Raw genomic sequence first — 12174 nt, forward strand, 5'->3', positions numbered from 1 at the left:
TCGGGCTGGTCGTCCGAAGCGCTCGCTCAGGCCGGCCGTGGGTTGAGCGACCGGCCCGCGAGGCCACGCGGTCGGTTCGCGATGCGGTCGGCCATCCCGCCGATGGCGACGGCCGCTGGGTCTGACGGATCCTCGACGACGATCGGCACGCCATCGTCGCCGCCTTCTCGCAGGGCCACGCTGAGCGGAACGGATGCCAGCAGCGGCACCGTCGTTCCCGTCGCCTCCGAGAGCCGCTCGGCCGCCTCGGCGCCGCCGCCCGAGCCGAAGAGGTCGAGCACGCTCCCGTCGGGCTGAGGAAGGCCCGCCATGTTCTCGACCACCCCGAACACGTTCTGCCCGGTCTGCCTCGCCACCACACCGCTGCGCACGGCGACGTCGGCGGCCGCGGGCTGCGGCGTGGTCACCACGATGACATCGGCTCCGGGAAGCAGCTGTCCGACCGAGATGGCGACGTCGCCCGTTCCGGGCGGCAGATCGAGGAGCAGCACGTCGAGGTCGCCGAAGTACACGTCGGTGAGGAACTGCGAGATGGTGCGATGCAGCATGGGGCCGCGCCAGGCGACTGCCGTGGAGCTGCCCTGTCCTCGTGCCGGGTCGAGGAACATGCCGATCGAGATGGTCTTCACACCGTACGCCACGGGCGGCAGGATCATGTCGTCGACCCTGGTGGGCTGCTGCGTCACGCCGTCGCGCACGAGACCGAGGATGCCGGGAATCGAGAATCCGTATACGTCGGCATCCACGAGGCCGACCCGCAGCCCGCGCTGGGCGAGCGCGACGGCCAGGTTGGCCGTGATGGTGGACTTGCCGACGCCGCCCTTGCCGCTCGTCACGGCGTAGACGCGCGTGAGGGAGTCAGGGGTGAACGGATTCACCCGACCCCGGGAGCCGCGCAGCCGCTCGGTGAGCGCGGCGCGCTCCGCCGGCGTCATGACCGAGATGTCGAGCTCGAGCGACGTCACGCCAGGGGCCAAGGCGACCGCCTCGCGCACGTCGCGTTCGATCGTGTCTGCTGCCGGGCATCCGACGATGGTCAGCTTGATGGCGACGGATGCCCTACCCGCGTCGTCGGCGGAGACCTCGCCGACCATGCCGAGGTCGGTGATCGGCCGGCGGATCTCTGGATCGATGACGCGCGCCAGTGCTGCGCGCACCCCGTGCGCGACGTCAGCCACGCGCGGGCTCGTCGTGCTGGGCGACGCGGGGGGCGCCTGCCGCTGCGGTGTTCTCGGTCTCGTCGGCGTTGTCGTCGCGTCCGCGTTCGAGTTCCTCGAGCAGCGCCCGCAGCTCGGCTCGGATGAATTCCTTCGACGCCATGTCCTTCACCGCCAGGCGCAGCGCCACCACCTCACGAGCCAGGTACTCGGTGTCGGCGAGGTTGCGCTCGGCTCGCTGCCTGTCCTGCTCGATCTGCACCCGGTCGCGGTCATCCTGCCGGTTCTGCGCCAACAGGATGAGCGGAGCGGCGTACGAGGCCTGGAGCGAGAGGATGAGCGTCAGCAGTGTGAAGTTCGTGACCGATGGGTCGAACTGCCACGCCCGCGGCGCGGCGATGTTCCAGATGAGCCACAGTGCGACGAAGACGGTCATGCCCAGCAGGAAGCCGGACGTGCCCATGGCGCGGGCGAACGCCTCGGAGAAACGGCCGAACCTGTCGCTGTCGCTGCGCGTGCTCAGGCGCAGCACGGGGGAGCGGAGGCCCTTCGGGGCATCCAGCCGTGTGACGGCCCTGTCAGCTCGTGCCATGACTCACCCTCTTTCCCAGGCTGTTGCGGTTGCTGCCGGTGTTCGGCGCCGATGACTGCCCGTGAGGCAGCTCGTCGTCTTCGTCGTGACTTCGCCAGTCGTCAGGCAGCAGGAAGTCGAGGATGTCGTCAATGGTCACCACCCCGACGAGCCGATAGTTGTCGTCCACGACGGGCACCGACACGAGGTTGTAGCTGGCCAGGATGCGCGACACTTCGGCCGCGGACGTGTTAGCCGTCACGGGCTCGAGCGTCTGGTCGATGATGGTGCCCAGGCGCTCGTGCGGCGGGTAGCGGAGCATCCGCTGGAAGTGCACGAGCCCCAGGAAGCGACCGGTCGGCGGCTCGTACGGCGGCAGCGTGATGCACACGGCGGCGCCCAGCGCCGGAGCGAGCTCCTGCCTGCGGATCAGCGCAAGGCCTTCGGCCACGGTGGCGTCGGCCGACAGGATGATCGGCTCGGTGGTCATGAGACCGCCGGCGGTGTCGGGGGCGTAGCTGAGGAGCATCCGCACGTCGTCCGCCTCCTCGGGCTCCATGAGCTCGAGCAGGTGCTCGCCGCGGTCGCCGGGAAGCTGGGCAATGAGATCCGCGGCGTCGTCCGGCTGCATCTGGTCGAGCACATCGGCGGCACGGTCGTCGTCGAGGCCGGCGAGGATGCCGACCTGCTCGACCTCGGGCATCTCCTCGAGCACATCGGCAAGACGGTCGTCTGGCAGCTCGCCCGCGACCTCGAGTCTGCGCTGTTCCGGCAGGTCGAGCAGCGTGTTCGCCAGGTCGGCCGGCTTCAGCTCGGAGTACGTGGCGATGAGCTGCTCGGCCGACTGCGCCTGGCCCTTGCCGGCGCGTTCGCGCACATCCGTCCAGGTGACCAGGGCCGTCGCACCTTTCGCGAACGGAGACGCGCTGGTCTTCGGGCGCCGCACGAACAGCTGGGAGATCGACCATTCCCCTGGCCGGGACTGCTCGATCGCGACGTCCTCGATGGTCGCCGGTCCGGATCCGTCGCGGAAGTCGACCACGCGGCCGAGGATCTCCGCGATGACGCGCACCTCACCGCCGCGCTGCTCGAACCTTCGAACGTTGATGAGTCCTGTCGTGATGATCTGGCCGGAGCCGATGCTGGTCACGCGTCCGATGGAGACGAAGACCCGGCGTTTGCCGGGGATCTCGACGACGAGGCCGACGACACGCGGAGGGTCGCTCTTGCGATACACGACGAGCACGTCGCGCACCTTGCCCACGCGGTCACCCGCCGGGTCGAAGACCGTGCACCCGGCCAGCCGGGCCACGAACACGCGCGCTGCACTCACACCTAAACCTTACGGGCGATCGAGGTTCGGTAGCGCGAGCTTGCTCGCGGTACCGAACCGATTGAGCCCATGAGCCGCGAAGCGGCGATAGAGGCGATTGAGGCGAGAGTACCGGGAGCTTGCTCCCGGTACCGAGCCGATTGAGCCTCTGAGCGGCGCAGCCGCGATACGGGCGATTCCCGGCCGAGCCGTGAAGCGGCGATAGAGGCGATCACCCCACAGCTCGGGTGAAACCCCGGCGGATCTCCCCGGGCATGACACAATGGCGCCATGAGCAGCCAGGGCCCGCTGGGCGGGCGTCAGGGTCAGGCGTTCCCGACCGTGCCGCAGGGAGAGATCGTCGCGACGTTCAAGACGTACGTGGATGCGCAGAGCGCTGTGGACATCCTCGCCAGGGCCGACTTCCCCGTCGCCCAGGTTTCGATCGTGGGCAGTGACCTGAAGACCGTGGAGCGGGTGACGGGCAAGCTGACGTGGGGACGCGTCGCGGCGGCGGGCGCGGCATCCGGTGTCTGGCTGGGCATCTTCTTCGGTCTGCTGCTGCTGATCTTCAGCCCGACGACGAGCTTGGGCGTGCTGCTGGCCGCACTGCTGCTGGGCGCGGGCTTCGGCATCCTGTTCGGCTTGGTCTCCTACGCCATCACCCGCAGGCGGAGGGACTACACGTCGATGACCCAGGTGCTCGCGACGAGCTACTCGATCATCGTCGACCCGGAGATCGCGAACCGGGCACGCAATTTGCTGGGCGATCAGGCGACGGGCGCCGCGCAGGCACGGGCCGGTCAGGATGGCGGGCAGATGTTCGCGCCGCCGGCCGAGCATCCGTCCGATCCGCCAGCGGCTCCGGCCGGCGCGCCTGCGCAGCAGGAGGCGCCCCACGAGCCGCGGACGGGTTCCGCCGCTGAGCCGCCTCGATACGGAGAGCGGGCAGGCGAACAGCCGAGGCACGACGACTCCACGCCGCCGTCCGGAAACTAGCGGCGCCCCGGCGCGGCCTCAGCGACGGAGCCGCGCCATCCAGGCTTCGACGTCGTCGGCCGTGCGCGGGATGGAGATCGACAGGTTCTCCGCGCCCGTCTCCGTGACCAGGATGTCGTCTTCGATCCGCACGCCGATGCCCCGGAATTGCTCGGGCACCGTCAGGTCGTCCGGCTGGAAGTACAGGCCGGGCTCGATGGTGAACGTCATTCCCGCCTCGACGACGCCGTCGATGTAGAAATCGCGCCGGGCCTGAGCGCAGTCGTGCACGTCCAGTCCCAGGTGATGGCTCGTTCCGTGCACCATGTACCGGCGGTGCTGCTGCTGGTCGGCCTCCAGTGCCTGCTCGGCCGTGACCGGCAGCAGACCCCATTCCGCCACATGGCCCGCGATCACGCGCATGGCCGTCGCGTGCACCTCGCGAAAACGGATGCCCGGGCGCACGATCGCGAAGGCGGCATCCGCGGCCTCGCGCACGGCCTCGTAGACCAGGCGCTGCGTCTCGGTGAACCTGCCGCTCACCGGAAGAGTGCGGGTGATGTCGGCGGTGAAGAGGCTGTCGACCTCGACGCCCGCATCGATGAGCACCAGGTCGCCCGGTTGGACCGGCCCGTTGTTGCGCGTCCAGTGCAGGATGCAGGCGTGCGGCCCGGATGCCGCGATCGTGTCGTATCCAACGGTGTTGCCTTCCAGCCTGGCGCGCGCGTTGAAGACGCCCTCGATGATGCGTTCGCCGCGCTCATGCTCGGCGATGCGCGGCAGCTCCCTGACGATGTCGTCGAAGCCGTTCGCGGTGGCCGCGACGGCGGCGCGCAACTGACCGATCTCCCAATAGTCCTTCGTCAGGCGCAGCTCGGAGAGGTCGCGCGCGAGCACGGCGTCCTCGCCATCGGCCGTGGCCTCTGCCGCTCGGTCATCGAGCTGCACGAGCCGCGCGGCGTCGATCGCCGCGGTGAGTTCGGCATCGGCCTCCCGCACGACCAGTGTCGCCTCATCGATCGCGTCGAGCACGCCCTGCAGGTCGGCGACGTGCCGAGTCTCGATGCCGAGGTCACCTGCCACCTGCTTCAGCGACGGGCGGGGGCCGATCCAGAACTCGCCGATCTCGGGGTTGGCGTAGAACTCGTCGGAATCGCGTCCGGCGCGCTCCCGGAAGTACAGCGTGGCGGCGTGGCCGTCGGTTGTGGGTTCGAGCACGAGCACGCTGCCCGGCTCGGCATCCGAGCCCCAGCCGGTGAGCTGAGCGAACGCGGAGTGCGCGCGGAACGGGTAGTCCGTGTCGTTCGAGCGCTGCTTGAGCCTGCCGGCGGGCACGATCAACCGCTGCCCTGGATGCCGGGCCGAGATGGCTGCGCGGTGCGCGGTGGCCGACGCGACGGCCGTCCTGGGCGCAGGCACGGTCTCGTCCCGGTCCGCCCAGCCCGATCCGATGTAGTCGGCGAACGCCGACGACGTGGGCGTGGTCGACCGGTTCTGGGTGGCGCGCGGCGTGGTCCCGCCGGCCGCCGCTGCCGCTGAGGCGCTGGCCGTTCCGGTCGAGGAGGTTGTGGTGTCGGACATGCCTTCCATTCTCTCGTGCCTGACCGACCGCCGCGCCAGCCTGGCGCGCGCTCCGAGGCGTGCGGGTACGGCAATACGATGGAGGAATGGCCGACGACCCACGGGATTTCCGGGCCCCGATCGATCTGCACACGCATTCCAGCGCGTCGGATGGCACGGAGTCGCCCGACGAGCTCGTGCGGGCGGCGGCCGGTGCGGGCCTCGGCACCGTCGCCTTGACGGATCACGACTCGACGGCAGGCTGGGCGGATGCCGCAGAAGCGGCATCCGAGGTGGGCATCACGTTCATCCCAGGCATGGAGCTCTCGACCAGGTACGGCTGGAAAAGCGTGCACATGCTGGCCTACCTGTTCGACCCGACGGACGAACCGCTCACGGCCGAGCTCGAACGCATTCGGGAGGCCAGGCGCAACCGGGCCGAGACCATGGTGACGCGGCTGTCAGCGGACTACGACCTGACGTGGGCGGATGTCGTCGCCCACACGGCCCCTGGCGCGACAGTCGGACGGCCGCACATCGCCGACGCACTCGTGACCCGAGGAGTGGTTCCGGACCGCTCCGCGGCGTTCGAGACGCTGCTGCATCCGCGCGGCGGGTACTACGAGCCCATCTACGCGCCCACGCCGCTCGATGGCGTACGGCTGATCCGCGGCGCAGGCGGAGTTCCCGTGCTGGCGCACCCTGCGACGAGGGGCCGTGACGGCATCATCCAGGATGACTATCTCCAGCGGCTGGTCGACTCCGGTCTCGCCGGGCTCGAGCTAGACCACCGGGAGAACACGGACGACGGCAAGGAGGCGCTGGAGGCGCTTGCCGAGCGGTACGGCCTGATCCTCACCGGCTCGAGCGACTATCACGGAGCGGGCAAGCCGAACCGGCTGGGGGAGAACACGACGACGCCGGCCGCGCTCGCGCGCATCCTCGACGAGTCGGCGTACCTGGCCCGCACCGCCTGAAGGCGGCAGCTGAACGACGGCCAAGGCCGTCCAGCTTGAGGTCGGTACTTGGGAGCAACGCCTGAGCTCGCACGGCGGACAGCCCCGCCCAACTCGTCGAGCACGGCCGACTGCGCATTCGATCATTTCCGTGATCATTTCGGTTTGAACGTTTCATTTTCGCCGCGGCTCGTGTACAGATGACTCCGAACGTTTCTCGCGAAAGTCACAGGTTCATCCACGACTCGACAAAGGAACCGCTATGCGTCTGCAACGCCGCACCAACGCACTGAGCCTCTTCGCCGCTGGATTCATCGCGCTCGCGCTGGCCGTGCCGTCGGGCGCAGCCCTCGGCGCGACTGCCGCCGAAACCGCCGATCCGGGTGACATCGCGTCCTTCGCGCCTTCCGGCACGACGGATGTGCTCGGCGGAGCGCACGTCTCGGCATCGTCGTCGTACGAGATGGCGGGCGAGGGATGGAGCGCCGCGAAGCTCGTGGACGGGGTGCTGGCCACCGCAGCCAAGCCGAACGGGTGGACCACCAACCCGTACGACAAGGTGACCGATCCGACCAAGCCGGCTACCGTCGACGCGACGATGTCGGGAGACGCAGTCGTTCAGCGGCTCGTTCTGTTCCCGCGCAGCGATGGAACCTACGGCGCATCCTTCCCCGCCAAGTACACGGTGTCGTTGTTGGACGCCTCGGGTGTGACGGTGTTCAGCCAGGACCTCACGCAGACTGATGCGCCAACGAGCCCCGTCGTCATCGACCTGCAGCAGCCGGTCACCGCCAGGACCGCACACCTCGGAGTGACGCTGCGGGGAGGTCCGAACGGCGGTGACGGATACCTGGTGCAACTCTCCGAACTCGCAGCGTTCGGAACACCGGTGGTCGCCCCGCCCGTTGACAGCGTGTCCATCGGCAAACCGGCGCTCCTGCTCCAGACCGGCGCCACGAGCCTTCTTCCGTACACTGCGACGGCGGCGAACGGCACACCGGTCGTGCGCTGGTCTTCCTCCGACGACACCGTGGCGAGCGTGGATCAGACGGGTCTTGTCACGGCTGTCGGGGCAGGGACCGCGAAGATCACGCTGGCCGAACCGGATTCCGGTAAGACCGCCACGATCCCGGTCACGGTCGAGGACAAGGTCAAGCGCGCTGAGGACAGCTTCATGATCACCGCGTTCTGGCCTATGACGAAGGATTATGTGAACGACGAGCAGTTCACGAACCTCGCCGATGCGGGCGTCGACTTCCTGCAGGCGGTTCCCACGAGTGACCTCACAGCGAAGAGCACGCAGCTCCAGATGGCAGCGCTGGCGGCCAACCACGGTGTACAGCTCGGCGTCGCCGACGACAGGTTCGGCGACCTTCTCAACCTCAGCGACGACCAGATCAAGAGCATCGTCAACGAGTACAAGGACGTGCCGGGAGTCGGCGGCTTCTACGTCGATGACGAACCGTCCGATGCCACCGCTTATGCGCGCGTCTACAAGGACATGAAAGAGGTGGCGCCCGACTACTACGCTCACCTGAACTTCTTGCCGAGCGGGTCGTACGGCTCGGACGAGAACGAGGCGAAGGCCATGCAGGCCTGGGTGGACCAGGTCGGCAACGACGACTATCTGATGTACGACAGGTATCCGTTCGGGTGGAGCGCTGGATCCCTCGATTATCAGGGCTTCCTCGGCAACCTGAACGCCGTGCGACAGGTCGGCCTCCGCAACGGCGTGAAGACCGGCACCTACTTGCAGGCTGTCGGCGTGACGAACGGCTTCCGCCGGACCAATGCTTCCGAGATCCGCTTTGAAGCGAACATGGCGATGGCGTACGGCTACAAGCAGCTGTCGTACTTCACCTGGTTCACTCCGACGAATCGGGGAGAGGACTTCACGACGGCGATCATCACGCCCGACGGCAAGAAGACCGACCTCTATGCGCCGGTGCAGCAGCTGGACTCCGAGATCCATGCGCTGGGCCCGACACTCATGAACCTGGATGCGGAAGACGTCTACCTCAACGGCGACCTGCACGGGCAGGAGGGCGTTCCCTCCGACTTCTTCGTGCACGCCCCTTCGGCAGACGATCTCACTTTCTCCTACCTGCGTGACAAGACCAGCGGACGCAACTACCTCATGGTTGTGAACAACAGCTTCTCGCAGGCGGCGGACACGCACCTGACGTTCGATTCCGCGATCGGGTCGGTCGATCGGATCAGCAAGGAGACCGGCGACGCGGAGCCCGTGACGCTGTCCGGCAGCGGGCTGGACCTGCACCTCGACAAGGGCGACTCCGTTCTGTATCGGCTCCCGGCGAGCTACGACTACGACAAGCGCCCGACGCCCGTCGACGTGAACCTCGCCGCCCACGCGTCGGTCACCGCCGACGCCGTCGACTCCGCCCAGGGCTGGAGCGCGCCTCAGGTCACGGACGGCGTTCGTTTCGGCGACACCACCAACAATGGCTGGAGCACACCCGCCAGCGCGACCTCGGGCGACACGAGCATGACCGTCGACCTGGGCCGGGTGGAACAGGTCAACCGCGTGGATCTCTACCCAGCGGGTACCGTGATGGACTACGGTTCCACGTTCCCGCGCGATCTGCGCATCGAGGCATCCAGCGACGGCAGGACCTACTCGCCGGTCGCCGAGCTGACGGATCATCTGCGTGCTACAGGTCCCGTGACCCTCACATTCGACTCGGTGCACGTTCGCTATCTCCGCGTGCACGTGCTCTCGATGAATCAGACGGTCGAAGGCTTCAGGGCGGGACTTGCCGAACTCGAGGCCTACAACGATGACGGGAAGACGCCTGCACCTCCCAAGCCGCCGACGATTCCGTCGCCTTCGGCATACACCGCCGGATCCAATGTGGCACTGAACAAGACGGTCATCGTGTCGTCGACCACGCCGAGCAGTTACGAGCAATGGGGCTGGGCATCCCGCTTCCTCGTCGACGGTTCGACGACGACCGGCTGGACGAGCAATGTCGGATTGCACTCCTCGACGGATGCCGTCGAATGGGCTGCCGTGGCACTGGGTGCACCGTTCCAGGTGACCGATGTGAAGCTCGTTCCGATCGGCTCGTTCGCCGTCGACTACAAGGTGCAGACCTCCACGAATGGAACCGACTGGGCGACCGTGGCCACGATCACCGGTGACAGCGGAAGCGCGACGACGCCGCGCGACTTCCCGCTCGCCACGGCGACCACGGCATCGTTCGTGCGGGTCATCAGCAGCAAGCTGAAGACCGCGGGCTCCGCGCAGGACGGCCCGCTCATGCAGGTCGCCGAGATGCAGGTGTTCGGCACGCCGACCGCCGACCGAACGGTCCTCGACTCCGTGATCGCCAAGGCGGAGGCGCTACCCGAGTCCCACTACACGACCGCCAGCTGGAGCGCATTCGCCGCAGAGCTCGCTTCGGCGAAGAGCGTCAGTGCTGCAGCGTATCCGTACCAGTACCAGCTGGATGCCGCGGCCCATCGGTTGAGCGCCGCCATCGACGCGCTCGTTCCCTACCCGACATGGAATGCCTCAACTGTGTACAAGGCCGGTGCCGTCGTGCTGTACGGAGGCAACGCGTTCACGGCCCAGTGGTACACGAAGAACGAGGTGCCCGGTGCCTCGCCGTGGAGCTCATGGGAGCAGATCGGGGAGCCTGTGGCGACATCGTTCGGACCAGTGGCTGCCTGGACACCATCGTGGGTGTACGACCGAGGAGACAAGGTCGCGTACAACGGACATGTCTGGCAGGCGCAGTGGTGGTCGCGGAACGAGCAGCCGGGCCTAGCCAACGGGCCCTGGAAGGATCTGGGTACCTACTGAGCAGCGCGAGGGGGCGATGAGCCCCCTCGCCCTCCTCGTCTCAACGCGATGATCGCTGCGGGCCCAGCTCGAGTACCGAGCCGGTGCGCGGCCTACTGGGCCGCGGCCGCACCGCCGCCGGATGGACGGCGACGACGCCGACGCCGTTGCGGCGCGGCATTGCCGTCGTGATGCTGATGTCCCTGCCCGTCGTGGGTGCCTGCAGCGAGCTTCTCCGACGCAGTCTGAGCATCCGTCGCGACGGCCGGGGTGGCGGCCGAACTGCTCCTGGCGCGTCGCCGGTTCCGCGAGCGGCTCGCGGATGCACCGGAGCCGGGCGCGGTCTCCGAGTCGTCGCGCCCGCGCGGACGCTCCGACTTCACCGGCGGCGTGGGCTTGAGCCGTCCCTTGGCTCCCTCGGGGATGCCCAGGTCGGTGTACAGGTGCGGCGATGACGAGTACGTCTCGGTCGGTTCCGGCTGACCGAACTCGAGTGCGCGGTTGATCAGCGCCCACTTGTGCAGGTCGTCCCAGTCGACGAACGTCACGGCCGTGCCCTGGCGCCCGGCCCGTCCGGTGCGGCCCACCCGGTGCAGGTAAGCCTTCTCGTCCTCGGGGATCGTGTGGTTGATCACGTGAGTGACGTCGACCACGTCGATGCCGCGAGCCGCGACATCCGTCGCGATGAGCACATCGCGCTTTCCGGTGCGGAACGCGTTCATGGCGCGCTCGCGCTGCTCCTGGCTGAGGTCGCCGTGCACCGCCGCCGCGCTGAACCCGCGGTCGGCGAGCTCCTCGACGAGCTTGGCCGCCGCGCGCTTCGTGCGCGTGAAGATGACGGTCTTCCCGCGGCCTTCGGCCTGAAGGATGCGAGCGATCACCTCGTCCTTGTCGAGCGCGTGCGCCCGGTAGATGAGGTGCTTGATGTTCGCCTGCGTGAGCCCCTCGTCCGGATCCGACGCGCGGATGTGGATCGGGTGCGACATGAAGCGCCTGGCGAGAGCCACGATCGGCCCTGGCATGGTGGCCGAGAACAGCATGGTGTGCCGGCCGGCCGGGGTGAGCGAGAACAGCTTCTCGACATCGGGCAGGAAGCCGAGGTCGAGCATCCTGTCCGCCTCGTCGAGCACCATCTCCCGCACGTGCGAGAGGTCGAGCAGCCGCTGTCCCGCGAGGTCGAGCAGTCGTCCCGGCGTGCCGACCACGATCTGGGCGCCGGCCTTGATCTGCTCGATCTGGCCCTCGTACGCCTTTCCGCCATAGATCGACGCCACGGTCGTCGGCCGCTGGGAGGTGGCCAGCTCGAGGTCCTCCGCCACCTGGATGGCGAGTTCGCGCGTGGGCGCCACGATGAGGGCCTGGACGCCCGGAGCCGGGTTCTCGCCCAGCCGCTGGATGAGCGGAAGCCCGAAGCCGAACGTCTTGCCGGTGCCGGTCTTGGCCTGTCCGATGATGTCCTGGCCGGTGAGCGCCAGGGGGATGGTCTGCTGCTGAATGGGGAAGGGTTCCGTGATGCCGTGTGCGGCAAGCGCCTGCACCAGGTCGGCATCGATGTTCAAATCGGAGAACGTCACGTCTTTTTTCTGCCTGTCGAAGGAGATGAGGCGGATCGAGGCCGATCCGCGTGGCCGCGCCCGCACGGTCATCGCGTCTTCACTGGGCACGGTAGCCGTCGATCCTGCGCCGGCGGCCAGACCAGTCTACCGGGCAGGTGCTCACCGGCCGCTGCGTGACGCTGATCGCCCATATCGCGGCGCTGCCGCTCATGGACTCAATCGGCTCGGCCGCGTGAGCAAGCTCTCGCGGCTCTCGCCTCAATCGCCCATATCGCGGCG

General features: G+C 68.1%; 9 protein-coding genes. 4 read left to right on the forward strand and 5 right to left on the reverse strand.

Annotation, left to right across the window (positions count from 1 at the left end; all coding sequences use genetic code 11):
* Nucleotides 1-26 precede the first annotated feature (26 nt).
* Genes VHB92_RS15390 through VHB92_RS15400 form a run of 3 tightly spaced genes read right to left on the reverse strand, consistent with a single transcriptional unit; the run spans nt 27 to nt 3061 of the window.
* Complete coding sequence (locus tag VHB92_RS15390; RefSeq protein ID WP_325454644.1) at nt 27-1178, reverse strand: Mrp/NBP35 family ATP-binding protein; 1152 nt, start codon at nt 1176-1178, stop codon at nt 27-29.
* Nucleotides 1171-1749 carry a DUF1003 domain-containing protein gene (locus tag VHB92_RS15395; RefSeq protein WP_325454645.1) on the reverse strand — a complete coding sequence of 193 codons (579 nt, stop codon included), beginning with the start codon at nt 1747-1749 and terminating at the stop codon, nt 1171-1173. The genes VHB92_RS15390 and VHB92_RS15395 overlap by 8 nt, the downstream gene beginning before the upstream one ends.
* Nucleotides 1736-3061, reverse strand: coding sequence for a magnesium transporter MgtE N-terminal domain-containing protein (locus VHB92_RS15400; RefSeq protein ID WP_325454646.1), 1326 nt, complete (start codon nt 3059-3061; stop codon nt 1736-1738). Before VHB92_RS15400 ends, VHB92_RS15395 begins: the two co-directional genes overlap by 14 nt.
* Nucleotides 3062-3331: 270 nt before the next feature.
* Between VHB92_RS15400 and VHB92_RS15405 the strand changes: the two genes are divergently transcribed.
* On the forward strand, nt 3332-4039 hold the full coding sequence (locus VHB92_RS15405) for a general stress protein (protein WP_325454647.1): 708 nt from the start codon (nt 3332-3334) through the stop codon (nt 4037-4039).
* A gap of 18 nt (nt 4040-4057) precedes the next feature.
* On the opposite strand, the gene VHB92_RS15410 is transcribed toward VHB92_RS15405, so the two are convergent.
* Nucleotides 4058-5599 (reverse strand): aminopeptidase P family protein, encoded by a 1542-nt coding sequence (locus VHB92_RS15410; protein WP_325454648.1) that lies wholly within the window; start codon nt 5597-5599, stop codon nt 4058-4060.
* 86 nt (nt 5600-5685) lie between these two features.
* Between VHB92_RS15410 and VHB92_RS15415 the strand changes: the two genes are divergently transcribed.
* Both VHB92_RS15415 and VHB92_RS15420 read left to right on the forward strand, forming a co-directional pair.
* The gene (locus VHB92_RS15415) at nt 5686-6555 is read left to right on the forward strand and encodes a PHP domain-containing protein (RefSeq protein ID WP_325454649.1); all 870 of its coding nucleotides are present in this window, start codon (nt 5686-5688) and stop codon (nt 6553-6555) included.
* 241 nt (nt 6556-6796) lie between these two features.
* A complete protein-coding gene (locus tag VHB92_RS15420; protein WP_325454650.1) occupies nt 6797-10360 on the forward strand; it encodes a discoidin domain-containing protein in 3564 nt (1187 codons plus the stop codon).
* A gap of 92 nt (nt 10361-10452) precedes the next feature.
* On the opposite strand, the gene VHB92_RS15425 is transcribed toward VHB92_RS15420, so the two are convergent.
* On the reverse strand, nt 10453-11913 hold the full coding sequence (locus tag VHB92_RS15425) for a DEAD/DEAH box helicase (RefSeq protein WP_325454651.1): 1461 nt from the start codon (nt 11911-11913) through the stop codon (nt 10453-10455).
* Here VHB92_RS15425 and VHB92_RS15430 point away from each other — a divergent pair.
* The coding region (locus VHB92_RS15430; protein WP_325454652.1) for a hypothetical protein at nt 11891-12174 on the forward strand (284 nt) is incomplete at its 3' end. The genes VHB92_RS15425 and VHB92_RS15430 overlap by 23 nt on opposite strands.

It is taken from the genome of Humibacter sp., assembly GCF_035547335.1.
Classification (GTDB): Bacteria; Actinomycetota; Actinomycetes; order Actinomycetales; family Microbacteriaceae; genus Humibacter.

What these genes read in the sequence shown, in the direction of transcription:
- VHB92_RS15420 (WP_325454650.1), top strand. Translation starts at nt 6,797, where the DNA reads ATGCGTCTGCAACGCCGCACCAACGCACTGAGCCTCTTCGCCGCTGGA.
- VHB92_RS15410 (WP_325454648.1), bottom strand. Translation starts at nt 5,599, where the DNA reads ATGTCCGACACCACAACCTCCTCGACCGGAACGGCCAGCGCCTCAGCG.
- VHB92_RS15395 (WP_325454645.1), bottom strand. Translation starts at nt 1,749, where the DNA reads ATGGCACGAGCTGACAGGGCCGTCACACGGCTGGATGCCCCGAAGGGC.
- VHB92_RS15405 (WP_325454647.1), top strand. Translation starts at nt 3,332, where the DNA reads ATGAGCAGCCAGGGCCCGCTGGGCGGGCGTCAGGGTCAGGCGTTCCCG.
- VHB92_RS15415 (WP_325454649.1), top strand. Translation starts at nt 5,686, where the DNA reads ATGGCCGACGACCCACGGGATTTCCGGGCCCCGATCGATCTGCACACG.